This window comes from Janthinobacterium sp. B9-8, assembly GCF_000969645.2.
Classification (GTDB): Bacteria; Pseudomonadota; Gammaproteobacteria; order Burkholderiales; family Chitinibacteraceae; genus Iodobacter.
On sequence record NZ_CP014222.1, the window covers coordinates 2,983,301 to 3,008,577 of the forward strand.

The 25,277-nt window shown below is 49.2% G+C and carries 22 protein-coding genes; 15 read left to right on the top strand and 7 right to left on the bottom strand.

The genetic code is table 11. The annotated features are described in order from the left end of the window. Position 1 precedes the first annotated feature (1 nt). Positions 2-1,402: a carbohydrate-binding protein gene (locus VN23_RS13450; RefSeq protein ID WP_046352353.1), complete on the top strand. Its 1,401-nt coding sequence runs from the start codon at positions 2-4 to the stop codon at positions 1,400-1,402. A 192-nt stretch (positions 1,403-1,594) separates the two neighbouring features. On the opposite strand, the gene VN23_RS13455 is transcribed toward VN23_RS13450, so the two are convergent. Both VN23_RS13455 and VN23_RS13460 read right to left on the bottom strand, forming a co-directional pair. Next, complete coding sequence (locus VN23_RS13455; protein ID WP_046352354.1) at positions 1,595-2,302, bottom strand: LytTR family DNA-binding domain-containing protein; 708 nt, start codon at positions 2,300-2,302, stop codon at positions 1,595-1,597. A 315-nt stretch (positions 2,303-2,617) separates the two neighbouring features. Continuing rightward, a complete protein-coding gene (locus VN23_RS13460) occupies positions 2,618-3,349 on the bottom strand; it encodes a pseudouridine synthase (protein ID WP_046352602.1) in 732 nt (243 codons plus the stop codon). Positions 3,350-3,672: 323 nt separating this feature from the next. Between VN23_RS13460 and VN23_RS13465 the strand changes: the two genes are divergently transcribed. From VN23_RS13465 to VN23_RS13485, 5 genes are all read left to right on the top strand, one after another. After that, positions 3,673-4,779, top strand: coding sequence for an HD-GYP domain-containing protein (locus tag VN23_RS13465; protein ID WP_046352603.1), 1,107 nt, complete (start codon positions 3,673-3,675; stop codon positions 4,777-4,779). 142 nt (positions 4,780-4,921) lie between these two features. Then, positions 4,922-5,644 (top strand): substrate-binding periplasmic protein, encoded by a 723-nt coding sequence (locus VN23_RS13470; protein ID WP_046352355.1) that lies wholly within the window; start codon positions 4,922-4,924, stop codon positions 5,642-5,644. 28 nt (positions 5,645-5,672) lie between these two features. Beyond that, complete coding sequence (locus VN23_RS13475) at positions 5,673-6,416, top strand: substrate-binding periplasmic protein (protein ID WP_046352356.1); 744 nt, start codon at positions 5,673-5,675, stop codon at positions 6,414-6,416. Between the two features lie 25 nt (positions 6,417-6,441). Then, entirely contained in the window at positions 6,442-8,781 is a 2,340-nt protein-coding gene (locus VN23_RS13480) for a sensor histidine kinase (RefSeq protein ID WP_052746634.1), read from the top strand. Between the two features lie 151 nt (positions 8,782-8,932). Next, positions 8,933-9,922, top strand: a complete 990-nt coding sequence (locus tag VN23_RS13485; RefSeq protein ID WP_046352357.1) for a GGDEF domain-containing response regulator — start codon at positions 8,933-8,935, stop codon at positions 9,920-9,922. Between the two features lie 156 nt (positions 9,923-10,078). Here VN23_RS13485 and VN23_RS13490 read toward each other — a convergent pair whose 3' ends face one another. Next, the gene (locus VN23_RS13490) at positions 10,079-10,996 is read right to left on the bottom strand and encodes a LysR family transcriptional regulator (RefSeq protein WP_046352358.1); all 918 of its coding nucleotides are present in this window, start codon (positions 10,994-10,996) and stop codon (positions 10,079-10,081) included. 132 nt (positions 10,997-11,128) lie between these two features. Here VN23_RS13490 and VN23_RS13495 point away from each other — a divergent pair, with 132 nt between their 5' ends. Next, complete coding sequence (locus VN23_RS13495; protein ID WP_052746635.1) at positions 11,129-12,067, top strand: NADP-dependent oxidoreductase; 939 nt, start codon at positions 11,129-11,131, stop codon at positions 12,065-12,067. 86 nt (positions 12,068-12,153) lie between these two features. On the opposite strand, the gene gntU is transcribed toward VN23_RS13495, so the two are convergent. The 3 genes from gntU to VN23_RS13510 form a co-directional block, all read right to left on the bottom strand. Continuing rightward, positions 12,154-13,491 (bottom strand): gluconate transporter, encoded by a 1,338-nt coding sequence (gene gntU / locus VN23_RS13500; protein ID WP_046352359.1) that lies wholly within the window; start codon positions 13,489-13,491, stop codon positions 12,154-12,156. A gap of 6 nt (positions 13,492-13,497) precedes the next feature. Then, a complete protein-coding gene (gene gntK / locus VN23_RS13505) occupies positions 13,498-14,040 on the bottom strand; it encodes a gluconokinase (RefSeq protein WP_046352360.1) in 543 nt (180 codons plus the stop codon). Positions 14,041-14,416: 376 nt separating this feature from the next. Next, positions 14,417-15,418: a substrate-binding domain-containing protein gene (locus VN23_RS13510; RefSeq protein WP_046352361.1), complete on the bottom strand. Its 1,002-nt coding sequence runs from the start codon at positions 15,416-15,418 to the stop codon at positions 14,417-14,419. Between the two features lie 592 nt (positions 15,419-16,010). Between VN23_RS13510 and dbpA the strand changes: the two genes are divergently transcribed. The 8 genes from dbpA (at position 16,011) to VN23_RS13550 (ending at position 24,616) form a co-directional block, all read left to right on the top strand. Next, on the top strand, positions 16,011-17,396 hold the full coding sequence (gene dbpA / locus VN23_RS13515) for an ATP-dependent RNA helicase DbpA (RefSeq protein WP_046352362.1): 1,386 nt from the start codon (positions 16,011-16,013) through the stop codon (positions 17,394-17,396). 443 nt (positions 17,397-17,839) lie between these two features. Continuing rightward, a complete protein-coding gene (locus VN23_RS13520; RefSeq protein WP_082752786.1) occupies positions 17,840-19,606 on the top strand; it encodes a DEAD/DEAH box helicase in 1,767 nt (588 codons plus the stop codon). A 184-nt stretch (positions 19,607-19,790) separates the two neighbouring features. Continuing rightward, positions 19,791-20,510: a rhodoquinone biosynthesis methyltransferase RquA gene (gene rquA, locus VN23_RS13525; protein ID WP_046352363.1), complete on the top strand. Its 720-nt coding sequence runs from the start codon at positions 19,791-19,793 to the stop codon at positions 20,508-20,510. Positions 20,511-20,790: 280 nt separating this feature from the next. Next, entirely contained in the window at positions 20,791-21,372 is a 582-nt protein-coding gene (locus VN23_RS13530) for a PEP-CTERM sorting domain-containing protein (protein WP_046352364.1), read from the top strand. Positions 21,373-21,843: 471 nt separating this feature from the next. Next, positions 21,844-22,920 carry a calcium:proton antiporter gene (locus VN23_RS13535; protein ID WP_046352365.1) on the top strand — a complete coding sequence of 359 codons (1,077 nt, stop codon included), beginning with the start codon at positions 21,844-21,846 and terminating at the stop codon, positions 22,918-22,920. A 53-nt stretch (positions 22,921-22,973) separates the two neighbouring features. Then, entirely contained in the window at positions 22,974-23,480 is a 507-nt protein-coding gene (locus tag VN23_RS13540; RefSeq protein WP_046352366.1) for an Ivy family c-type lysozyme inhibitor, read from the top strand. Positions 23,481-23,627: 147 nt separating this feature from the next. Further along, positions 23,628-23,990, top strand: a complete 363-nt coding sequence (locus tag VN23_RS13545) for a glutaredoxin family protein (protein WP_046352367.1) — start codon at positions 23,628-23,630, stop codon at positions 23,988-23,990. Positions 23,991-24,040: 50 nt separating this feature from the next. Next, a complete protein-coding gene (locus tag VN23_RS13550; protein ID WP_046352368.1) occupies positions 24,041-24,616 on the top strand; it encodes a GNAT family N-acetyltransferase in 576 nt (191 codons plus the stop codon). Between the two features lie 102 nt (positions 24,617-24,718). Here VN23_RS13550 and VN23_RS13555 read toward each other — a convergent pair whose 3' ends face one another. Beyond that, complete coding sequence (locus tag VN23_RS13555) at positions 24,719-25,264, bottom strand: nucleotidyltransferase family protein (RefSeq protein WP_046352607.1); 546 nt, start codon at positions 25,262-25,264, stop codon at positions 24,719-24,721. Positions 25,265-25,277 lie beyond the last annotated feature (13 nt).

A 25,277-nucleotide genomic window follows, 5' to 3' on the forward strand; every position in this document is an offset into this window, starting at 1 on the left:
GATGAGACTCAAACGATGCGTATTCGTCGCAGGCACCCTGCTGCTCTCTACCCAAGCCAGTGCAGCGCTTTGCACTCAGGCTTGGGTAGAGGGCGCGGCTTATCCGGCAGGCACGGCAATCAGCTACGCCAGCCACAATTACACGGCTATCAGCGATATAGCCGGGCAATCGCCACCCGCCGCCAGCCTCTGGAAAGATCAGGGCGAATGCAGTGGCAAAATTGATCTACCCGAATGGGATATCGGCAGGGTGTATACCGTTGGCAAACAGGTAATTTACCAAGGCTATATTTATCAAGCCAAGTGGTATACCCAAGGTGAAAACCCCGAACAATCCGGGCAGTGGGATGTGTGGAAAAACCTAGGGTTGCCTAAACCCAGTGTGGCTTTTGTGCAAAGCAGCAGCTGGAAAAACGGTGCAAAAGCGGCGTATTCCATGCTGCACGATGATTTATGTGCCTGGATTACGGATGGCCAGATCGATTATGCGGCTCCAGCCCTCAAGCAGCGTGGCTTGGTGGCGGCTTTTGGCATGATTACAGGCACTTGTGGTGATAAACACTGGGCAGCGGCCAAGCAATTTTTGGCCGATGGCAATGAGATCTACAGCCACACGCGTAACCATATCGATGCCAGAAGCAAAGATTGGGATGCCACAGGCCAAATTAACGGATCCAGTGACGATATTGCCGCCCATTTAGCGGGCTATCGGCCAAGCTTCTTTGCCTGGCCTAGCGATGTGGCGGCTGATGCACCACTCGCCTACTTACGCACAGCCAGCGGCTATATTGGCGGCCGTGCACCTAATCGCATCGCCGAAAACGGTGGCGTAATCTACGACGGCCACACAGGTGTAATTAACCCAGCCCAATTAGCCGACCCTTACCAAGTGCGCTGGGATCTCTATACCGATCAGGGGCAGTGGTCAGCTTATGAGGAGCAGGTGAAGGCAGGGGGCGATTTACTCAACTTGCATGTAGATGCCGCCATCAATCAGGGCGGCTGGGCAACACGTACCCTACACGGCGTTAATGATGGCTCGTGGATGTCGGTGCCGCTCGCCCAATACAACATCCACCTTGATTATATAAAAGCCAAGGCCGATGCGGGTTTACTCTGGGTAGCTGGGCCTTCCAGCGTGATCAAATACACTTACGCACGGGATTTTTGCAAAGCCACACTCAGCACTACGCATGTATCAACCGTAAGCTTTGATACCAGCACGCCAGAGTGCAAAAAATATGCAACGCCGATTTCTTTGCAGCTGTATGCGCTCTCTGCCAACGGCAAGCTAAGCGCCCGCCAAAAAGGCAAAGCGCTTAATCTGATTGCAGGGCCAGCCAATAGTTATTTTGTAAATGTTGATCCACTCGCAGGAGCGGTCACATTGAGCGCACAGTGAGGCGTTCTGGCAGGTGGTACACCACAGCGGAAATTTTTACCTCCTAAAAAAGCCAAACCCAAATCTTGAAACTCAGAGAACACGGAGTTTCACGGAGAAAACCTCATCTTTATTCTGTTTTTCTCCGTGGGCCTCCGTGGTTTAAGGTTTAGGTTTTTGTGTGAGGAATGACTGGGCTTGGGCCAGCCCCTCTCAAGCAAACCACTGTGGAAAATCACCCTGCACGCGTTCCAGCGATTGCCGGGCAAGGGGAATCAGATCGGACCCCATCTGCAACAACCATCCTTCTCGCCCTCGCTTACAGGCCTTCTCCACCTTGCGTGGATTCACCAAATAAGAGCGATGCACTTGCAGCAACACGCTATCGTCAAAATAAAGCCGAATCGCCCGCAAGCGCAGCGTGATATACAAGGGATCTGCTAAATCCGCGGCATAAATACCGCAATAGCCCCTATCTGCTCGCACATAACGTAATTTATCGCGGCGGGATGCAATGCTGTAAAGATCAGATAAAAGCTGTGGTTGCCTACCCCATTCATATCGCTGAGCACGCACCAAAGCCAATTGCTGATTCAGGCTGCGATAAAAAACCACATCAGCAGCTGATAAGGGCAGGTGAAATGCAATCGCTAGGGAGTAATCAGCATCGATCACAAAAAAGGCTTGATCCTGCCCAACAGCGAGGTCTATCAATTGATGAGGCACAATGCCGATTTGCGCTATAGATTCGCCCCTCTGGTACAGCGCCACACCTTTTACCTGCTCCTCCTGCACCAGCAGGCTTAGCGTAATTTCCAACATTTGTTCTAAGCTGTGCTGAGTATTCAAGCGCTGAGCAAACTGCGCAAACAGCCCTATTCTATGTAGCAACTGCAGCTCGGCGACCCTCGCCTTATCCAAAATAAAGCCCCAATAAGCGCTGTAAATATTCCAAATATTGCATGTCTCATCTCCATCAGCCCTGCTGTACCTCAGGTGTAAAGCAAGCTTACATGGCAAGGACGACAAGACCCAATTTAAAATGCTATCAGCATATTTCTGTATAAATCTAATGACAGATTGGGAAGAGGAAAGAGGTTAAGCAATCAGAAAATAACAGCTGCAGAACCCGTATTTCTAAAACGGTAAAAAGACAAAATCCTTGCGCACCAAAGATGATGGGCAAGGATTTGTAGGATTTGGATCCGCTTTAGCTAGACCACAGGCAGAGCCTAATTAAAACCGCTCATCCATCCGCAAATAGCGCCATTGGCCAACAGGCAGATCAGATAAGGAGATACGACCAATACGCAGGCGACGAATCGCAATCACTCTCAGGCCAACCAATTCACACATGCGGCGAATCTGGCGGGGGCGGTTTTCACGCAATACAAAGCGCAATGAGTCTTCGCTCTGCCAGCTGACTTTGGTTGGCTTTAAGCGCTCATCATCCAAGCTCAGGCCATTATTAAGCTGTTTTAAACCTTCAGTACTCAACATCCCCTCTACCTGCACGGCATATTCGCGCTCTACATCGACATCCGACATCAGCTTTTTAGCGATGCGGCCATCTTGCGTTAGCACCAGCAAGCCCGATGTATCTACATCTAAGCGGCCCGCTGGGGCTAGGTTATGCATATGTTTTTTAAGGAAATTGATGCCGGTTCGGTCGCCAATAAAGCGCGTCTCTGCTTTGATCAAGGTCCAAGCGGGACGATCACCCGGCTCGGCAGGGCCAGATACATAGCCCACTGGCTTGTGCATCAAAATAGTGACGCGCTCAGCTTGAAATACCGTGGCTTGGCGCTCTAGGGTGATTTTTTGCTCGGGCACAACACGGCTACCGAGGGTATTGACCACCACGCCATCGACTTTTACCCAGCCCTGTTCAATAAATTCGTCGGCCTCACGGCGTGAGCACATGCCCAGCTCGGTCATGCGTTTGGATAAGCGGATGGATTCAGTCATGGTCGTAATACTTTTCATAAGAGCAATCTGCCATTGTACCCGCTACAGGCAAAAAAAACGCCACCGAGTCGGTGGCGTAAATACATACAGAGGAGAGAGATGAAACAACATCGAAATCAATTCAATGTACACATTACGTTTCAGCAGCCATTATTCTAATTTTTTAAAATAATGACGTCGTTGCATAAATTACATTATAAGCAGCGAATATTACCCAACGAAGACATAGCAAAACTGCCATTCCGCACCTTTATATAAAAATTCAATATCTTCTCTAGCAACAGCGACTTATGCTTAAGCTAAACCCACCTAAAGGTGCCCTCATGAACTATGACAGCTTACTTATCCCGAAAATTCACGATATCAATACTTTCCAGGATTTTCGGGAGAGCCTTGCAGATCATGCGCCAAGGATCGAGCAAATTATCGCCGAGCTAAAACGTGATCCGGGCAGAATGATGCTTATCTCTGATTTATTTCGCGCTTTTCATAATATTAAAGGCGATGCAGGGCTATGCCGTGTTGAATTTGTGATTCCCCTCGTTCACGGAATTGAAACGCTTCTTTCCAGAATGCGCGCCGGCGAGCTGCAACTTACCGAAGTCTTATCCGAAGTATTGTTACTGACTTTAGATAGACTAGAGCAAGCCGTTGAATCGCTCAGCAATAATGCATCGGCCGGCAGCTTGCATCTGCCCACACTCGCCCGCGGGCTTGATGGCCTGTCTACTTTGCAAGCTGAAGAGCTTGATCCTGCTTGTGCCCGGCTGATCGAAGCGGTCACCGGCTTTAAACATGCAGCCGTCGTTTTGCCGGATCGTACCCGTGCTGAAATGGAGCGCTCTAACGAAGAGCGCAGCCAGGATTTACGTTTCTTTCGCAATATGGCGCTGCAATTAGAAATGCGCTCACCGCTGTTTCGTGGCCGCACCGCACGCAATCTGCAATTAGCCCTCGCCACCAATAAGGCAGCAGGCGGTGTGGTTTCCAGCACCCAGCTCGAAGCCGCCGTGTACATGCATGATGTGGGCATGATGTTTTTACCCGAATCGCTCTGGCTAAAAGTAGAAAGAATGACCGATGCCGAGCGGGCGCAACTCGTCGATCACCCCGCTTGGGCCGCTGGCCTTCTAGCCAGAATGGATGGCTGGCAGGATGCATCAACCATGTGTTTGCAGCACCACGAAAATATCGAAGGCACAGGCTACCCCAATAAACTCAGTGGCAACGATATTGTGCCTGGTGCCAAAATCCTTGCTCTGGTCGATGCCTTTGAAGCCGTCATGCTTAAACACAGCCATCGCGGCCAGAATAAATCCGTGCTGCGGGCCATTGCCGAGGTCAACGCCTCCGATCAGCAATTTGATCCGGATTGGATTGAGCCATTTAATCGGGTGATTCGCACCATGATGGAAAACGGCGGCTTATAAGACTTCAATCAAGGATTTCGCAGGGCAGCCACAAGCGGCCCTGCTCCTCTTTATAAAAAAAGAGCAAGCTTGGTCTATTCTTAAAAATAACAGAGTCAATGCTGACTAGATTGTTTTTATAAACTACGAATATACAAAAATCATGAAAGCAATCGCCCTACTGGCTCTCTCTACTTTGCTTTCCACCACCTATGCAGAGACCATTCACGCGGTTACTGAAACCACACTCTATAGCTATCTCAAAGAAGGCCAAGTAGCTGGACCTGCAACTGAACTACTTAAGCTAAACCTGCAAAGAGCGGGCTTAACTGATTACAACATTCATCTTTACCCCTGGGCCAGATCCTATGAAATAGCACAAAACCGGGCCAATGTTCTTATTTACCCCATTGTCCGTACCCCCAGCAGGGAAAAGAGATTTAAATGGATAGGTGAGTTGATCAAAACTCAATATCACTTTTATAAACTCAAAGCACGCAAAGAAATTATTGTAAACAATCTATCTGATGCTAAACGCTATACGATAGGCGTTATCCGTAATGATGTACGCCAAGACTATCTGCAACAACAAAATTTTACCCGGCTCACTATTTCCGCACAGCGCGAAGATAATTTCAAACAATTAATAAATAAGCAAATAGATATCATCCCGCTGATTGATAAAGATGCTGAAGCACTCTGCCAGCAGTTGGCCTTTGATTGCGCAAAATTAGAAAGAATTTACACGCTCAATGGAATATCTAATGGCCTGTATATCGCCTTGAGTAAATCAACACCCGACCCCCTTGTAGAAAAAATGCGCAGCGCTTTTGAGCAATTAAAAGCCGAGGGGCTAGTCAAAAAAATAATCGAAAAAAACCAATAACAATACGATGCTCTAGAAGGAGAAAGTCTTGCGGTGGTTAAAAAAATGTTTCCTCTTTATAGCCCTCAATCTGACACTGCACACGGCATCTGCCGAAGCCATCAAGATTGTGACTGAAGAACTCGCCCCTTATAATTTCACCGAAAAAGGTGTTTTAACAGGCTTTAGCACCGAGGTCATTCAAGCTATCTTGAAAGAAATAAAAATCCAAGGCGATTTTCAATCCATGCCTTGGGCCAGGGCTTACGACACTGCACTCAATCATGAAAACATACTGATTTATTCAATTGGCCGCACTGCGCAAAGAGAAAAACTTTTTAAATGGATAGGCCCTATCGCTCCTGCAAACAATTATTTATTTTCCCTAGCCAACCACAATATCAAAATAAATCACTTGAACGACGCCAAAAAATACCAAATTGGCAGCGTGAATGCAGATATCGGCGAGCAATTTCTGGAATCCCAAGGCTTTATTAAAGGCACAAATCTACAATCAAGCGTGAAATATCTGCTTAATTACGAAAAACTCAAAAGGGGGCGAGTTGATTTATGGGTAATGAATGAAATGGCAGCCTATCATCTGGTGCGGCAATTCGGCGATGATCCCAATAAGGTACTCAGCAAAGCCTACCGGCTTGATCTAATTGGAGATGGATATTTTATGGCCTTTAACCATAAAACATCAGATGAAATGGTCGAGCGCTTCCGGCAAGGCTTGAATACAATTAAAAAAAATGGCACGTTTGATTTAATCAAAAAGAAATGGCTTTAATTTCTCTCTTTTTTAAAGGCGCGCAATGCCACGCATTGGTCAATCTGGTCTATCACTAGGCAGCCGCATCGTACTCGCTACGCTGGCTTTTTGTCTGGTATTTACACTCGTGGCCGTGGCGATTAAAACATGGTCAGCATGGCAAGTAAACCTAGCCGCCATGCGTGCAGAGCTTAGCCTTATTGAGCAGGTTTATCAGCACACCCTGAGTAAAGCGATTTGGGAAATGGATAGAGAAACACTCAGAACCCATTTAACCAGCGCATCCAAAGTATCGTCCTTAGGGCAAATTGTGATTACGATCACGCCAGAGCAACTGGCTGCAGAAACCTTTGTATTTACCCAGCCCGGCTGGCAAGCATCAAACATCGCCCCTTCCCGCCAGCTGATACTGAACTACCATCCTTTTTCCGGAGCAGCAGGTCAGCAGGTTGGCAAGCTCGTGCTTTCTGGTGATGAACGAGTACTGTGGGCGCGCTTACGTAGCGAGGTTGCTGCAATTATCTGGACGCAAGGCATTCAGTCGCTACTCTTAGCCGGTTTTATCATGCTGATTTTTAACCGATCGGTTACCGTGCATGTGCAGCGAATTGCCCGGCACCTAGCCCAGCTGAATCCTGATAACTTAAACCAAGCGCTGCTTATGCCACGGGATTCATCTCGTCAGGACGAGTTAAGCATGCTGGTTTCTGGCGTCAACAATTTACAGAGTAATTTATCCGGCTACTTACAACAAAAGCAGCAATATGAAGAAGAGCTAGCCAAACACCGCGATCATCTGGCCGAACGGGTTGGGGAGCGTACCGCAGAATTATTTGAAGCCAATAAAGCCTTAGCCAGCTCGGCAGATACATTACGCCAGCTGGGCGATATTGGTAGAGAGCTGACAACCAGCCTGAATCCCCATGCTATTTGCTTAACGCTTTACCAGCATCTACGCGCCCTCTTGCCCCTCGATGCCTTTACCGTGGCGCTACTCGCGTCTGAGGGCGACAGGCTGAATCTGATTTACTACATCGAAGATGGCCGGGTAGCCAATCCTGCCATCCTGATGCTTGATCACCCTAGCTCGCTTTCGGTTAGGGCATTTAGGGAAGAACAAGAGCTGATTATCGCAGACGCGGCCCTGATAGAAAAAGCACCTTCCCCTGAAAACATTAAGCCCAGCGCACCCATGCGCTCTGTAGTGCTACGCCCTTTAATTGTAAACAGCCAGCGTATTGGCGTTGTTTCCATTCAAAGCCACACCGCCAATGCATTTCAGGAAAGAGAATTAGAAATTCTGCGCTCTATCGCCGTTTATGCCGCCATTGCACTTGCTAATGCAACAGCTTATGCCGCCGCAGAAACCTCTAGGGAGCAAACAGCCAATGCGCTCGAAACCTTGCGCCAGGCACAGAGCCAGCTGATTCAATCTGAAAAAATGGCGGCTCTTGGGCAGCTTATTGCAGGCGTCGCACACGAAATCAATACGCCGATTGGCGCAGTAAAATCCAGTGGCAAAAATATCGCTGATTCATTAAGCCACGCCCTAGAAAACTTACCAAGACTCTTTCAAATACTGACTGAAATCGATCAACAACGCTTTATCCAATTAATCAGTTACAAACCTGAACACGTGCTAAGCCACCGCGAAGAAAGAAGTAAGGTACGCACATTAAACCAAGAACTTGAAGCCGAAAATATCGAAGATGCCCACTACAAAGCTGGGATTTTGGTGCAATTACACGCTGAAAACAGCTTGGCTGAATACTTACCGCTACTCCAGCATCCGGATCATGGCTTAATCCTTGATACGGCTTACAGCATTTCAAGCATCGTAAGCAATACCGACAATATTAATTCTGCAGTAGAGCAAGTCAGTAAAATTATCTTTGCACTGAAATCTTTTTCCCGCTTTGATCACGAAGGCGTCAGCACCGAAGCCCATTTAAAAGACGGCTTGGAAACGGTGCTCACCATTTATCAAAATCAAATTAAACAAAATATCGAATTAATACGCCACTACGAAGATATTGCCCCAATTGTCTGCTTCCCCGACGAGCTTAATCAGGTCTGGACCAATCTCATCCATAACGGATTGCAAGCCATGCAATACAAAGGCGTACTCAAGATAGAAATCAGCCGAACAGAGAATGAAGCAAGAGTGGCGATTTCAGATAGTGGCTGCGGCATTGCAGAAAATATCCGTCCAAAAATATTTGATGCTTTTTTTACGACCAAGCCCATAGGAGAGGGCAGCGGGCTTGGCCTCGACATAGTTAAAAGAATTATTCACAAGCACCACGGCCGTATTGAAGTACAGAGCGAAGTTGGCTTGGGCACAACGTTCTTAATCTATTTGCCCTACTTACGCCCAAGCTAGCCCCCCCCTAAAAACCTGCACGGCCCTTGTTTTTAAACTACAAAGCAAAGAACAGGCAAGACTTAATGGTTAAATTTGTTAGTAAAAACAAGTAATTATCGTAAATGATAGACAACACACCAAGTAATAAATTGTCTGTAGAGACTCCGCCATGGCAACCATTTTATGTGTAGACGACGATAGCAGCGTACTCAATGCCCTGCGCTCTCTCCTAGGGCAGCGCCTGAGGCATGATCAATCGGTTGAGCTTGCGGAAAATGGCGCTGAAGCGCTAGAAATTATTGCCGAGCTAGCACAAGAAGGCCGCGAACTCAGCGTTATCATTGCGGATTACATTATGCCCGGCATGAAAGGCGATGAGCTTTTAGTGCAGGTGCATCAGCAGCTACCCAAAACCATGAAAATCATGCTCACCGGACAAAGTGATCTAAATGGCGTAAAACGCACGATTAATGAAGCGAATTTATTTCGCTTTCTTGAAAAACCTTGGCAAAACGAAGACATTGTCCTCACCGTGCAGGCTGCCATCCACGCTTATGAATTAGACAACAAACTGCAGCAAAAAAACCAAGAATTACTACGAATCAATGAAGAGCTAGAAAATAGAGTTAACGAGCGTACACAACAGTTGCAAGAAAAAAACCGCGAGCTAGAGCAACTGGCCATCACAGATCGCTTAACAGGCCTCTATAACCGCTTATTTCTTGATCAGGTTTTAGAACGAGAATTCACCTCGGCAGGCCGTCACAGCACCACTTTTTCCCTGATCTTGGTCGACATTGATCATTTCAAAAAGGTCAACGATAGCTACGGCCATCATATGGGTGATGAAGTGCTTAAAAGCATTAGCCGAATCCTGAAAGAAACGATCAGAGCCAGTGATCTGCTTGGGCGCTGGGGCGGCGAAGAGTTTCTAATTCTCTGCCCCAAGACACAACTCAAAGACGCGGCTAAAGTGGCCGAAAAACTACGCCTTGCTATCGAGCATTACGACTTTGCATCGATAGGCTGTAGAACCGCCAGTTTTGGTGTGGCCTGCTACAAAAATGGCGACACCATTGCCATGGTCGAAGCCCGTGCCGATAAAGCGCTTTATCTGGCAAAAGATCAAGGCCGAAACCGCGTGGTATCAAGTGGGTAACGCCTTAGCCCCGCTTTAAGCAGCATTTGCAAGCAACTGTTATATCAATGGCAGTGGCAGTGGCAGTGGCAGTGGCAGTGGCAGTGGCAGTGGCAGTGGCAGTGGCAGTGGCAGTGGCAGGCACAAAATTATCGCCGCCGATTGCACCTCGGTCGCCTATCTGACGAGCAATCTGGGGGAAAATTCCTTGATGATAAACTCGACAAAAGCAGTGGCTTTAGCGGGTAGCCAATCACGAGCGGGATAAACCGCATACACCGGTAAGCCCGCGGCTAGCTGATAATCTGGCAACAGCGCCAGCAATTGCCCACTGGCAAGTGGTGCGGCCAATAAGGCGCGGTCAATCAATAATATGCCTAGGCCATTGATGGCCGCATCGACCAAAGCACAGGCATCATTCATCGCTAAAGGCCCTTTTACCCGCACCTGCTCCTCCCCTAATGGCCCAGAAAAAGTCCATAGATTCATCGCACGTAGGCCATTTTGGTAAAAGAGGCAGGCATGCTGCACTAGATCACTCGGTGTTTGCGGCGCACCGTGCTGTGCCAAGTAGCTTGGGCTGGCCACCAGCTGCCACTGTAATTCACCCAGCTTACGCGCCACTAGGGATGAATCTGGCAAATGGCCCACCCGAATGGCGATGTCGACTTGCTCGGTCGTTAAATCCACAAAGCGATCTTCCAATTGCAAGAGCAAATCGACTTCTGGATAACGCTGGGAAAATAAGGGCAGCAAGGGGACTAAATGCACCCTAGCCAAGGACGACGAGCAGCTTACCTTCAGCCGCCCGCGCACATTCTGCCGATAATCATCGGTAATCGCATCGATATTACCCAACGCCGCAGCAACCGTTTGCGCCTCTTGCCAGACCCGCTCACCTAACTCGGTCAGCGCCAGCTTACGCGTTGTTCTTTGTAATAATTTTGCGCCAAGCTGAGCTTCAAACCGCGCCAGCTGCTTACTCACTGACGAGCGATTCAAACCCAGCTCCTGCGCAGCCCCCGTCAAACTGCCATGGCGTACCACGCAGGAAAACAGCGCCAAGCCTGGCAAAGTATCTAGAGAAAGAGTCATCCGTGCATCCTTTGGCCTTGCGAACTGATTGATTCCGTTGAGGCAACAATGTAATGCTTATGTCAATACTAATCAATCTAGCGATTCATCGCTAAACTAGCCCCTATTCACTTACCCACTGGAAGAATAAAAATGACAACAAGCATGCAAGCCATTCGCCAACACAGCTACGGTCAACGCGATGTATTACAACTGGAAAACGTGCCCACACCGCAGATTAACGCTGATGATGTGCTGATTCGCGTCCATGCAGCGGGCGTCAATCCAGTGGATTGGAAAATCCGTGAAGGCTATTTGCAATCCATGCTGACTTATGAAATGCCGCTTACTTTGGGCTGGGATGTGGCAGGTGAAATTGTTGCCCTAGGCGAGCATGTCACAGGCTGGCAGATCGGTGATGCCGTATATTCCCGCCCTGATATTGCCCGCAATGGCGCATATGCCGAGTTTGTTGCCGTTAGGGCCAGCGAAATTGCCAAAAAACCACAAAGCTTAGACTGGCAACAAGCCGCAGCCGTGCCTTTGGCCGCACTGACTGCATGGCAAGCGCTATTTGAAATCGCTAAATTGCAAGCGGGCGAGAAAGTGCTCATCCATGCCGGTGCGGGTGGTGTAGGCTTGTTTGCGATTCAATTGGCCAAGTGGCGCGGTGCCGAGGTATATACCACCACCTCTGGTAAAAACGCCGAATTGGTCAGCGCCCACGGTGCCGACCATGTGATTGATTACACGCAAGCCAACTTCGCAGATTTACGCGATCTGGATGTGGTGTTTGACACTATGGGCGGTGAAATCCTAGCCCAAAGCTGGCAAACACTGAAGGTGGGAGGCCGACTGGTCTCGATTTGTGACGAGCCCGATGCGGCTACCGCGCAAAAACACCAAGTTAACGCGCATTTTTGCTTTGTGCAGCCTAATGCCGCTCAATTAAGCGAGATTGCCGCATTGCTGGATGCCGGGCACATCAAAGTGGTCATCGACAGCGTGTTCCCATTAGCCCAAGCCGCCCTCGCCCATGAGCGCAGCGAAAGTGGCCGCGCCCGTGGCAAGATTGTGCTGCAAGTTGTTTAAAGCATCTAAAAGTGTGGCCTATCCAGTGCGATAGGCGATAAAAAGCCCTGCCTTTATTCAAGACAGGGCTTTTTGCTTGATGCGATTTACAACATGCTAAACGCAGCCATACCGACCAAGGCACCCGTAGTACCGAGGATTGTTTCCATCACCGTCCACGTTTTCAGGGTTTGCAGCTCATTAGCCCCTGTAAACTTACCGAATAGCCAAAAGCCAGAATCATTCACATGGCTCAGTACGATCGAACCACCAGCAATACATACCGATAATGCCGCCAACTGCGCACCTGAATAACCCGCCAGCTCAATCACCGGCAGTACCAAACCCACTGTAGTTAAGCATGCTACGGTTGCCGAGCCTTGAATCACCCGCACCATCGCAGCCAATACAAAGCAGGCTACGGCAATCGGCAGGCCTGCGCCGATCAATGCATTACCCAAAGCAGGGCCTACACCCGAATCCACCAGTACTTGCTTAAACACACCACCCGCACCGGTCACCAGCAGGATAATCCCGGCGGGCTGCAAGGCGGCGCTACAGACTTCCATCACCTTGTCTTTGCTCATACCACGGCGCAGTGCTAGGCCGTAAATGGCCAACAAACATGCCGCTAAAATAGCAATAAAGGGGTGACCAATCAGCTGCAACCATTGATAAGCCGTGCCGCTTGGATCAACAAAACGTGCCACGATGGTTTTTAAGCCCACCAGAATCAGCGGAAACAGCACCAGCGCAAGGCTGAAACCAAAGGAAGGCATCTGGCCCTTACCCAAACTTGGCTCGCTCACATCGGCAGGCAGCGGCAAGTGCACATGTTTACTAATGAAATTACCGTAAACAGGGCCAGCCAGCAGCATGCCAGGAATCGCAGCAGCCAGACCCAGTACAATCATCCAGCCAAAATCAGCTTTCATTTGCGAGGCCAGCAGCATTGCAGTCGGACCAGGCAAAAGAAAAGCTGCGGCAGCGGCTACACCGGCAAACAGCGGAATCGCCAGCTTAACCACATTGCCACCTGTGCGGCGGGCTACGGCAAATACCACGCCAATCAATAACACCACCGCCACATCAAAGAACAAAGGCAGGGTACAAATCAGCCCGGCGATCCCCAGCGCGTAGTTGGCGCGGCTTTGGCCAAACAGATCAAGCAGCTTTACCGCAATCTGATCGAGCGCACCTGTTTCATGCAGGATTTTGCCGAACATCGCCCCCAGCGCCACCACTACGGCTAAAAAGCCCAGGGTGCCGCCCATGCCCTTTTGCATAGTGTCGGCAATTTTATCCAGTGGCATGCCCGAGCCGATACCCGCAGCAATAGACACCAGCATTAAGGCAACAAAAGCATGTAAACGAGCCTTCATCACCAGGAACAACAACATCAGCACCGAGCCAATCGCGGTGACCAGTAAGGTTAATGTATCCATTGCTGCTTACTCCTGAGCGGTTATTGCACGGATGTGTTGCACGGCAGCGGCAACCACGTTTTCCAGGCTTTGATCGATATCGATATGCACAACATCTGGCTCATCACTGCCCGGCACTTCGAGTGTGGCAAATTGGGAAACCAGCATTTTTGGCTTTTGAAAATGGCCTTGCCGCGCTTTTAAGCGGGATTCGATCAGCTCGAATGTGCCACCCAAATAAATAAAAGAGAGATTAGGGTTCCCTTCGCGCAAAATATCCCGGTAGGCTTTTTTCAGTGAAGAACACACAATCACCGAAATAGTCTGAGTGCGTTGCATGGCGTAAGCAGCGGTGCTTAATGCACCTAACCATGGCGCTCTGTCGTCGTCATTTAAAGGCTGGCCGGAAGCCATTTTGTCGATATTGGCGCGTGGATGCAGAAAATCGCCATCCAGAAATCCACAGTCCAGCACTCGGGATACCGCACTGCCCACTGCAGACTTACCACTTCCTGAAACACCCATTACAACAAACACTTGGTGTGGTATTACCTGATCGATCTGACTCATTGAATCGACTCCTGTTACATCATCTGGTTATTAATGTTACTGGTAACATTTTGTAGCGACAGTATCTCTCGCAATAAAAAAACTGCCAAGCAATAAATTTGTTGCAGATCAAAAGAGAGGTAAAAGGAGGAGGTGGAGAAGGGTAAAAACATAGCCATCTGCACAGGCCAGCAGTGCTTGTTCACCCATTTTTAAAAGCTTAACAGGGGGGATTGGACACGGATGAATTTACAAAAAAGTGCCCAACAGAGCCGCTAAAATGGCAAATCCCCCTTTAAAAAGGGGGAAGCTACAACGCGAAAGTGGTGTCATAAACTTAAACAGATGCATACAGAGTGAGTCAGCCAGCAATCTACATAGCGTGTGCACTAAACCATCACAAACTCTGCCCCAGGAAAATATCGTAAGACATATCCAATACCCTGTCCGGATACACTTTTCCTTCCATTCTGCCGATTAAACGCTCGGCGGCCACGCGGCCAATCGCTTCACGGGGGGTAATCACGCTGGCGAGTTGCGGTGCGAGGGCATGGCCGATATCCAGCGCGTTAAAACCCGCCACGCTGATTTGCGCTGGCACGCTCAGCCCCATGGCCTGGCAGGCAAGCAATGCACCTGCGGCGATATCATCATTGGTGCAAAACACACCATCCAGATCGGGCGCGGCTTGCAGGGCATTACGTAATAGCTGGCCTCCCAAGGTAAAGCTTGAAGGCTGATCGGTGTGGATCAATACGGGTGTCAGCCCTGCCTCAGCCAGCGCCGCCAGATACCCCGCTTCCCGCTGGCGGGTACGATGATCCAGGCGCGCGGCTAAATAGGCAATCCGCTTTCTTCCTCTGGCAATCATCAGGCCGACGATTTCTTTGGCGGCCGCGGTGTGGTTCAGCCCGACAGCCAGATCAACCGGATGCTCCGGCAGCTCCATGACTTCAAGCACAGGGATTGCAGCGGTTTCCAGCATCCGCAAGGTGCGGTCGGTATGCTGGGTTTCAGACAAAATCAGCCCGTCTACATTGAAAGACAGCAGTTGCGCGATCTGCTGCTCTTCCCGCTCCATGCTGTAGCCATAGTGCCCGTATAGCGCATGCAAGCCCGCAGGGCCGCTGACCGATTCAATACCACGCACTACGCTGGAGAAAACCTGATTCGACATCGAAGGCAGTAACACGCCAATCGCACGGCTTTTGGCATTGGCCAGCATATCCGGCACGCGGTTATGGATGTAGCCCAACTCTTCCATCGCCACGGCAATTTTTTTAGCCGTCGCCTCAGCCACCTGCTGCGGCTCGCGCAAATAGCGGCTCACCGTCATTTTGGAAGCCCCCACTTTATCCGCCACATCCTGCAAAGTGGGGCGGCGTGCTTTGTGATTCATTCGATTCCTTGTGTCTTCAAAATGCGGGGATCGCCCACGACGGCTATGTTACTAGCTGATGTTACGCAACGGAAACCTAAATCTTGAACCACGGAGGCCACAGAGAACACGGAGTTCCACGGAGAAAAGCATTTTGAACTGAGGGTTTTGAGTCATTTCAACTTCAGCAAAATAAATCGGCATCGCGACGCCTAGCACGGGGCCTAAATCTCCCCTTGAAACACGCAAACTCCGAGCAAGCGGGTCGGGGGATCGCTTGGGAGCGAGGCAGCAAGCCAATCCCGCCCGCCGCCGGCTCGATTGTCCGCAGAGCAGGGGTCTGCGTGTTTTGAGTTTGTGGCTTGCCTTCGTTTCTTGGCCACACAAGAAAGGAAGGTCAAGCGGGACGCCCGCACCTAAATCAACGTGCCGAAGGCACTAATAAATAATCACGTAGCAACACCCGATACTCACCAACCATGCAACAACTGTCATCAGCCTGAAAGATTCCCCCCGTAGCGTTCATGGGCTGAAACCGTTGCTAGTGATGGCTGGCTCTAAAGCGCTTCCCCTGTTAGACTACTGCCCCTTTTGGCCAGCGAGTTAAGTCATTGTGAACACTACATCTTTTGCCAATCTACCCCTCTCGCCGGCCATGCTGCAAAACTTGGATAGCTTGGGTTACGTCGAAATGACGGAAATTCAGGCGCAAAGCCTGCCGCTGATTCTGGCGCGCCGCGATTTAATTGCACAGGCTAAAACCGGCAGCGGCAAGACCGCAGCTTTCGGGATTGGCATGCTGCATAAGCTCAACCCCAGCTATTTTGCGATTCAAGGTTTGGTGATTTGCCCAACGCGCGAGCTGGCGGATCAAGTGGCAAAAGAGCTGCGCCGTTTGGCCCGCTTTACTGAAAATATCAAAATTTTAACGCTCTGCGGTGGCACGCCGATGGGCCCGCAAATCGCCTCTCTGGTACACGGGGCGCATATTATTGTGGGTACGCCGGGCCGCTTACGCGATCACCTTGGCCGCGCTTCGATTGATTTATCCACAGTACAAACGCTGGTATTAGACGAAGCCGACCGCATGGTTGATATGGGCTTTTACGACGAGATCGCCGGTATTGTGAGCGCTTGCCCAACGCGCCGCCAAACCCTGCTGTTTTCTGCCACCTATCCCGACAATATTCGCAAAGACAGCGCAAAGTTTCTGAAGCTGCCTGCCGAAGTGAAAGTAGAGGCGCAACATGCTGACAGCCAAATCGAACAACGTTTCTACAGTGTTGAGCACGAGGAGCGTAACGCCGCCGTGGCGCAGCTACTCAATCACTACAAGCCCGTTCAGACACTGGCCTTCTGCAATACCAAGATCCACTGCCGCGAGCTCGCAGCAGAGCTCCGAGATCAAGGTTTTAGCGCCTTGGCGCTCTACGGCGAGCTAGAGCAACGCGAGCGCGACGAGATCCTTGTGCAGTTTTCTAATCAAAGCTGCTCGATCCTGGTCGCCACCGATGTGGCCGCGCGTGGTTTGGATATTCAAAGCTTGGGTGCGGTGATTAACGTTGACGTGTCCAAAGACACCGAAGTGCATATCCACCGCATCGGCCGCACTGGCCGTGGCCACGATAAGGGCTTGGCACTCAGCCTAGCTGCGCCCAATGAAAAGAAATGGGTCACACTGATCGAAGAATATCAGGGCGGGCCGGTACGCTGGTTTGATCTGGAAAAACTGGAGCCTGCAGAAGGCGGCCCTTTGCGCCCACCTATGGTCACGCTGTGCATTATGGGCGGCAAGAAAGACAAGCTGCGCCCGGGTGATTTACTCGGCGCACTGACTGGTGACGCAGGCCTGACTAAAGAGCAGGTTGGTAAAATCAATGTGTTTGAATTTTTAACTTATGTCGCCATCGACAGACGCGTAGCTAATAAAGCCTTTAATAGCCTAAGCCAAGGCAATATCAAAGGCCGCAGCTTTAAAATGCGTTTTCTGGGCGAGTAATCAATGTAATCAGAGGTGGGGCATTGCCCCAGCTAAACGTATCGTAGGGCGGGTGAAACCCGCAAGCAATGCTAAAAAATACGCGGGGTTCACCTGCCCTACGAGGTTTTACTTGATGGATACAAGGCATCGAAATACACCCATCCCCGCCGACTAACGGTGGTATTGCGCACTAATTCATGATTGCTTCACACAGCGCATCAAGTACACAGGTATAATGCCGCCGGTGAGTGCGTTACCCAGTCTCCGCGCTACACCATCCAAATACGCCATCAAGCATCCAAGCTCAACCCTTTATATATATTTTCAGCCCGTATTGGCTGAATGCGGCTGAATGATCTATCTTGATGCCATATTTGGCTAAGGTTTCTAAACACCTACCCCATCTGCCTTTGACTGGCGCCATTCTTGGCGACAGGCCGATATTCTCCTCTGGAGTTTGAATGAGTTTTTCCGCCCTAGGGCTTGCGGACGATATCGTCCGCGCCGTTACAGAACTTGGCTACACCACACCAACCCCTATTCAACTGCAGGCTATTCCTGCCGTGCTATCTGGCGGTGATTTACTCGCTGGCGCACAAACCGGCACCGGCAAAACCGCTGGTTTTACCCTGCCATTGCTACACATTCTGAGCACGACACCTGCAACTAGCAAAAAAATCCGTGCCCTGATTCTAACCCCGACGCGTGAATTGGCCGCTCAGGTTGAAGAAAGCGTGCGCGACTATGGTAAATACTTACCGCTAAAATCCATGATGATGTTTGGCGGCGTCAGTATTAATCCGCAAATTAAACAGCTACGCGGCCATGTGGATATTCTAGTCGCCACACCGGGCCGTTTGCTCGACCATATTTCACAAAAAACCGTTGATTTAAGCGGTGTTGAAGTGCTGATCTTGGACGAAGCCGATCGCATGCTCGATATGGGCTTTATTCGCGATATCAAAAAAGTGCTGGCTCTACTGCCTGCTAAGCGTCAGAACTTACTGTTCTCCGCCACTTTTTCTGACGAAATCAAAACACTGGCTGATGGCCTCTTAGATAACCCAGCGCTAATCGAAGTAGCTCGCCGTAACGCGACCGCCGAAATGATTACGCAAAAGGTTTACTTTGTTGATCGCGAGCGTAAACGTGAACTACTCACCCAGCTGATCAAAGAAAAAAACTGGTTCCAGGTGCTGGTGTTTACCCGCACCAAGCATGGCGCGAATCGCTTGGCCGAACAGCTAAGCAAAGATGGCATTAACTCGCTAGCCATTCACGGCAATAAGAGCCAAGCCGCCCGTACCCGTGCGTTAGCCGAGTTTAAATCCGGCACGCTGCAAGTGCTGTGCGCGACCGATATTGCTGCCCGTGGGATTGATATCGAAGAATTGCCACATGTGGTGAACTTCGAGCTACCTAACGTGGCCGAAGATTATGTGCACCGTATTGGCCGTACCGGCCGTGCGGGCTCAGAAGGCGAAGCGATTTCACTGGTTTGTGTAGATGAACACAAGCTGCTGAATGATATCGAACGCCTGATCAAACGCGATATCACCCGTGAAAGCGTAGAAGGTTTTGCTGTTGATCCAAGCATCAAAGCCGAGCCAATCTTAAATGGCCGCAATGGTGCACAGCGCAAGCATGATCCGCGTAACCCAAATAGCGGTCGTCCGCCACGTGGGCATAATCGTACTGACCGTGCTCCGGCAGCAGGTGATGCACCACGCCCGGCACGTAATCAGGAAGAGCGCGCGCCGCGTAGCAATGAAGAACGCGCACCTCGCCCGGCGGCTCGCTTTAACCCCGATGCCCGCCCTGCTACGGAAGGCCGTTATAACAACAATCCACGCGGCGCACGTCCAGCAAGCGAAGGCAGCTTTAACAACAACCCACGTGGTGAAACACGCTCTGCTGCGGCTCCTCGCCCGGCGGGTGAAGGCCGTTTCAATAACAACCCACGCGGTGAAGCACGCCCAGCAACGCCTCGCCCAGCGGGTGAAGGCCGCGCACCGCGCCCAGAAGGCCGTACTGATTCACGTACGCCCCAAGGCCGTGCTCCGCAAGATCGTAACTATTCAGACCGCGCGCCACGTAGCGATGCTCGCAGCAGCGCGCCACGCCCGGCTGGCAAGCCACGTGGTGATCAGCAACCGCTAAGCAATGAAAACACCCCGGTTGCAGCGCTATTTGCACCGATCAAGCGCTCTGGTGGTCGTCATCACTAAGCGGTTTTAATCGCTTAATCCAAAACGGCGCTCTATGCGCCGTTTTTTTATGCCTATATAAAAATAAACCTGCAATGACCCGTTTATTCCATTTGTGAATATGTCGTACGCAAATCTTGGCCCAGCTCAAAATGCCTGCTGCTAAATAGATTTAAGCTCCAAGCATTATTCAGGAAGCGCTGCCATGACAAGAAATCATCCGAAACTGCCTGAGAACCCTTATTACGAAGGCGTTCCTGACTATATGACCGAGGTGTATGACTGGGCTTACGTCAACCCACGTCGCGTCAATCAGCTCGACCATAATCTAGTGGTAAAAGTGCTGCTATTTGGCAATGATCAGCGCCTTATGCGCGCTTATTTAAATGAAATCCAGCCCGGTATGAAAGTCTGGCAAGTGGCACATGTCTATGGTGATTTAGTGCGTAAAGTTGCGCAAAAAGTAGGGCCAGATGGTTGCTTTCACCTCACCGATATTACTCCAGCACAAATCGAGCATGGCCAAGCCAAACTAGCCATCTACCCCTGGGCTAAAGTCATCCGCGCAGATGCGGCCAATTACCAATGCGATAAATCATTTGATCTGATTTGCAGCTTCTTTTTATTGCATGAAGTACCCGACGACAAAAAACGCGAAATTATTGATCATATGCTGAGCAAAATGCCCGAGGGGGGCAAAGTACTCTTTGTGGATTACCATCGCCCCTCGCTCTGGCAGCCCATACGCTGGATATTAAAATGGGTGAATGCCAAATTAGAGCCCTTTGCCGAAGCACTCTGGCAGAATGAAATCAGCCATTACGCCAGTCACGCCGATCAATATCATTGGCAAAAACGCACTATATTTGGTGGGGTTTATCAGATTGTGGCCGTTACTCGCACAACGCCAGCGGCCCAAAGCTGATACAAAAGGGCAACAGTTCATTGGGCTGTTGCCTATCCCAATACCTAACAGTGCCTTGTTGCTGTAACGCGTAAACTAAAACTTAAGAAAGCCTGCAAATAAAACCATCAATACACCCTACCGCAAAAATCATAAACACTGTAAACGCGAGTAGCTCCAGCCATTCCCATCAAAAACAAACACCAAACTTACAACAAATAAAAACAATTGTTTTGACAAAAGCAAGGAACAAGACAGAAAATAATCGGATTCAGTTATTTTCTATCTACAGGAAAAGTTCATGCTGCAAACAAAATTGTTGATCTCTTGCGCTATTTTCGCTTTAAGTTCTTTTGCAAATGCCACCGTTATCGATTTCAATCATTTAGCGCACAACGATACTTCTCAAGTATTCAGTACAATCAGTTCTAATGGCTTTGTCATTAAAAATGACAGCCAAGCTAATGATCGGCTCGGTATTTGGGGTAAAAACGATGAGTTTCAGGCCGATACAGGCCGCGCTGCCGTTTTTGTAAACTACAGCGGCAGTAAAACCAGCATTGAACACGCTAATAAATCATTCTTTAACTTTAAATCCATTGACCTTGCTGATGTTTTTAATAATGGCGATTCAGCCACTATTCAATTCAGTTTTTTTAATGGTCAAAGCACAACATTTGAAACCGTTATTCTTGATCAGCTAAAAGGTCTGCAAACAATTTTTTTTAATAAAAATAATCTGACCAGAGTATCTTGGGTAGGCTCTAACAGCCAATTTGATAACATTAATGTAAGCGCTCCAGTACCAGAGCCAGAAACTTATGCTCTGCTCGGCATGGGGTTAATGAGTTTATGGATTGCACGTCGCCGTAAACACGCCTAATTTAATAAAGCCTTTCACCATATAAGAACCATGCCATGATCATGGTTCTTATATGGCACTCCTGCTAATTAAATACCTAAATATAGCAACGCCTATTTATCCGCCAATCTCAGCACCCAGCTCTGCACTTACCGTGCTCAGTGCTATCATTTAAAAAAATACTGTATCAGTTGAACTTTTTATTGCCCTGCTGCTCTAATCAGCGCACAGTCGTCCGCATTAACTCCCTATATATGCATATAGCATCACCCCTGCAATACACTTCTCGATATGAGCAATAACGTCTGATTTGCAGATCCTCCCAGTGAAGCAAAGCGCTTTGCTTCATCTTGGGTTGCTTTCCCCGTATGCGGGGCTAAGATGCTCTGTGCTCAATACGGCATATCTGTGCGCAATATTGTCGAACTCGCTATAAATCACTGACCTCACACTGGAGCATATTATGTTGAATCTTTTTTCTCTGGCGTCGCGATGAAAGTAACACTACCTATCTGGACTATTGCCGCCCCCATCATCGCCTGGGCACTTTATCTTGCTCCCGGCCAAAGCTTGGGCGTGATCTATCTTGCGCTATTAACAATCGCTTTATTTGGCGGCGTTTTAGCTGCAGTACATCATGCTGAAGTGGTTGCTCACCGCGTAGGAGAGCCCTATGGCACCTTAGTTTTAGCGGTAGCGATCACCATTATTGAAGTAGCGCTGATTGTTTCTTTGATGATGGCAGGTGGCCCTGAAACCACCGCACTTGCCCGGGACACCGTTTTTGCCGCGGTGATGATTATTTTAAATGGTATTGTCGGCATGTGTTTATTGGCAGGTGCCGCTCAATATAAAGAGCAAACCTTCAGCCTTAATGGCATGAGTGCAGCCTTAACCACACTGGCAGCGATTGCCGTGTTAACGCTGATTTTGCCTAACTACACCACCAGTGCTCCCGGCCCTTTTTACACCTCTAGCCAGCTGATTTTTATCTCGGTCGTCACACTCGTGCTCTATGGCACTTTTGTTTTAGTGCAAACAGTAAGGCATCGTGATTACTTTCTGCCAAGTCACGGCGAAGATGATGAAGAGGCCCATGCTGCGCCTCCCTCTCTGCTGGAAACATCAATCAGCTCTGTTTTACTGCTCGTTTGCCTTGCCGCTGTGGTGTTATTAGCCAAAGCACTGGCACCCAGTATCGAGCTGGGCGTGGCAAATATGGGCGCACCTAAGGCGGTAGTGGGTGTGATTATTGCTGCTGTTGTGCTACTACCCGAAGGCCTTGCCGCATTGCGCGCAGCCCGGGCCAACCGCTTGCAAACCAGTTTAAATCTAGCTTTGGGATCGGCATTAGCCAGTATTGGCCTGACTATTCCTGCGGTAGCACTGGTCGCCTTGATGAGTGGGCTCACTCTCACTTTGGGCATTGATATCAAATCCACCGTGTTGTTGCTGCTTTCCCTCTTTACTACCATGTTGGCCTTAGGCACAGGTAAAACAACGGTCTTGCCAGGTGTAGTGCTCTTGGTGATTTTTGCAGTCTATTTATTTGTGACCGTTATTCCCTAAGCGATAAAACGGGCACCGCCTTAGCCGCCGTGCCCGCCAACAAGGAAATCAGTATGCAATGGATTAACCGTATTTCAATCAGCAGCACGCTCATCGCAGCACTGTTTATCCCCCTCAGTGCACAGGCAAAAAATATCAATAGCAAGGACGCCCTTGCCTGCGTGGAATCATCTAAATGTGCCTATTTCTTTGATGTATATGCTGGCGATAAACTGCTGCGCCAAGAGCTGAGTAAAGTATTTAAAACGGCAGGCATGCCCTCACCGCGCTGGCTGGGTAAAGGCGTATCCACACCGATGACGCCCATTACCCTAGCACAAAAGCCTTATTTGCTCGGCTCAGTGTGCCAGCCACATAACTGCGGGCATTTAGTGAGCGTGCTTTACTCTCCAGAGCAAAAACGCGTGGTCGCCCACTATAAGCCTGAAGAAGGAGCCGCCAAATGGTTGGGAGTGCCTAATGCCACCGAGCAGCAAATCCTTAATGAATTTGAAACCGCCGACAGCCCCTTGCAAAAAAAGCTGGATAGCCATCCTAAACTCCCCATCATCATTAATTAAATAGCAGGCCCAAAGCCAATAAGCTTATTTGCAATCACAGCGCAAAAAGCCGTAATATACAAAATGCTCCAGGTTTCCACTTGGAGCATTTTTTTGCACTCAATATTTAAAATAAATCATCTTGTGCAATATTAATAAGGAAAAATAATGGCTCGCGTGATTATGCTATTAATGATTGCCGGCGCACTACAATTTGCCTGGAAACATTACGGCACAAGCCGGTCTAATACCGAATATAGCAGCACAAAAATGAGCCAGCTAGCCTCTGCAGTCAAGCCTGGCGAAGTGACAATGTATTCCACTACCGAATGCTTTTATTGTGTAGAAGCCAAATCGTGGCTCAATCAAAATGGCTTTGCTTTTACCGAATGCAATATGACAATCGATCCGCGTTGCCAGCAGGAATTTAACGCTTATGGCGCAATCGGCACGCCTTTTCTGATTGTGCGCGGCCACCAAATGAAAGAAGGCTTTAGTACTGATGAGTTTTTGCAGGCCTTAAGCAGCTAGCGGCTCTTTTAAATATCAATTAAAAATACATTTACAAAGGCCTATATGCAATGAGCATCAACCCAATTCTGCTTGATTTTCCTGATCATTTTTCATCAAAGCGCTTAATGATGCGTTGCCCGCAAGCAGGGGACGGCGAGCTTGTTTTTGCAGCGATTAATGAATCCATCCATGCATTACGCCGCTTTCCTGCTTCATTACCTTGGGCTGTCTTTGAGCCATCTGTAGCCGCATCAGAAAGCTATTGCCGCGACAGCCATGCCCAATTTATTGCCCGCAGCGATTTGCCTTTCCTCATATTTCTAAAAGAATCCGGCCAGCTCATTGGCGCAGCAGGCTTGGTAAGAATGGACTGGAATGTGCCCAAATTTGAAATCGGCTATTGGTGCCGCACTTCCTTACAAGGCTACGGCCTAATTACCGAAGCCATCCATGCCATTAGCCAATTTGCTTTCGAACATTTAAATGCCAGGCGTTTAGAGATTTTTGCAGATGATTTAAATACCGCCAGCTGGCGCGTGGCTGAAAAAGTTGGATTTGAGTTTGAAGGCATACTGAGAAATGAAAAAATTGATCCCGATGGCACGCTGCGCAATACGCGGGTTTACGCAAAAATTTCTTTGTAGCGGAAATGGATTACGTCGCTGCGTATAATCGCGATATAAATCAGCATCGCGGCATAGCTTATAAATACTCACAAATAAACCGGCTAACCATAAGCGGTGTATTCATCCCCCCCTATTCACCTGCAATTTTGGCCAGATTTCCAGCCATTTTTTCTGTGAAATTCTCGCCTCAAAATCGGCTATTTTGGGGCGTTTAGGATTTAGAGTGATTTGTAAATGGCTCAGGTTTTCTAAAGCAAAGGGAGAAATAAAAGATTCATCTGGCTCTAGCCTAACGCCAACCGCCGTTTCTAACTCTGGCCAATAGGACATCGCATCTAGGGTATTTAAATACGACGCATCGCCATTGCGGCTATGCATTCTGGCCTGATTTTTAACCGACCAGAGCAGATCCGAATCTTGCCTCAAACGCTGCTCCAGCACCCTATCCGCCTCTTCCGACATATCCTCAGCATTAAAATAAATGAGATCGATATCAGCTAAAGGCGTTGGCTCGGCGTAATCATGCAGCTGATCCCAAACCAGATTGCGAACAAAGCCCGCCGCAATACACCAATCTGGCAAACCCAGCTCTGCCGCCTGAAGCAACACTTGGCAGCGTAGATGATCGGCCTTTAGCCAAAGCGTTAATTGCTGATGAAAATTCATAATGATCGATTGG

What these genes read in the sequence shown, in the direction of transcription:
- VN23_RS13555 (WP_046352607.1), bottom strand. Translation starts at nt 25,264, where the DNA reads ATGAATTTTCATCAGCAATTAACGCTTTGGCTAAAGGCCGATCATCTA.
- VN23_RS13450 (WP_046352353.1), top strand. Translation starts at nt 2, where the DNA reads ATGAGACTCAAACGATGCGTATTCGTCGCAGGCACCCTGCTGCTCTCT.
- VN23_RS13530 (WP_046352364.1), top strand. Translation starts at nt 20,791, where the DNA reads ATGCTGCAAACAAAATTGTTGATCTCTTGCGCTATTTTCGCTTTAAGT.
- VN23_RS13485 (WP_046352357.1), top strand. Translation starts at nt 8,933, where the DNA reads ATGGCAACCATTTTATGTGTAGACGACGATAGCAGCGTACTCAATGCC.
- rquA (WP_046352363.1), top strand. Translation starts at nt 19,791, where the DNA reads ATGACAAGAAATCATCCGAAACTGCCTGAGAACCCTTATTACGAAGGC.
- VN23_RS13480 (WP_052746634.1), top strand. Translation starts at nt 6,442, where the DNA reads ATGCCACGCATTGGTCAATCTGGTCTATCACTAGGCAGCCGCATCGTA.
- gntU (WP_046352359.1), bottom strand. Translation starts at nt 13,491, where the DNA reads ATGGATACATTAACCTTACTGGTCACCGCGATTGGCTCGGTGCTGATG.
- VN23_RS13470 (WP_046352355.1), top strand. Translation starts at nt 4,922, where the DNA reads ATGAAAGCAATCGCCCTACTGGCTCTCTCTACTTTGCTTTCCACCACC.
- VN23_RS13465 (WP_046352603.1), top strand. Translation starts at nt 3,673, where the DNA reads ATGAACTATGACAGCTTACTTATCCCGAAAATTCACGATATCAATACT.
- VN23_RS13545 (WP_046352367.1), top strand. Translation starts at nt 23,628, where the DNA reads ATGGCTCGCGTGATTATGCTATTAATGATTGCCGGCGCACTACAATTT.
- VN23_RS13510 (WP_046352361.1), bottom strand. Translation starts at nt 15,418, where the DNA reads ATGAATCACAAAGCACGCCGCCCCACTTTGCAGGATGTGGCGGATAAA.
- VN23_RS13520 (WP_082752786.1), top strand. Translation starts at nt 17,840, where the DNA reads ATGAGTTTTTCCGCCCTAGGGCTTGCGGACGATATCGTCCGCGCCGTT.
- gntK (WP_046352360.1), bottom strand. Translation starts at nt 14,040, where the DNA reads ATGAGTCAGATCGATCAGGTAATACCACACCAAGTGTTTGTTGTAATG.
- VN23_RS13490 (WP_046352358.1), bottom strand. Translation starts at nt 10,996, where the DNA reads ATGACTCTTTCTCTAGATACTTTGCCAGGCTTGGCGCTGTTTTCCTGC.
- VN23_RS13460 (WP_046352602.1), bottom strand. Translation starts at nt 3,349, where the DNA reads ATGACTGAATCCATCCGCTTATCCAAACGCATGACCGAGCTGGGCATG.
- VN23_RS13495 (WP_052746635.1), top strand. Translation starts at nt 11,129, where the DNA reads ATGACAACAAGCATGCAAGCCATTCGCCAACACAGCTACGGTCAACGC.
- VN23_RS13540 (WP_046352366.1), top strand. Translation starts at nt 22,974, where the DNA reads ATGCAATGGATTAACCGTATTTCAATCAGCAGCACGCTCATCGCAGCA.
- VN23_RS13535 (WP_046352365.1), top strand. Translation starts at nt 21,844, where the DNA reads ATGAAAGTAACACTACCTATCTGGACTATTGCCGCCCCCATCATCGCC.
- VN23_RS13550 (WP_046352368.1), top strand. Translation starts at nt 24,041, where the DNA reads ATGAGCATCAACCCAATTCTGCTTGATTTTCCTGATCATTTTTCATCA.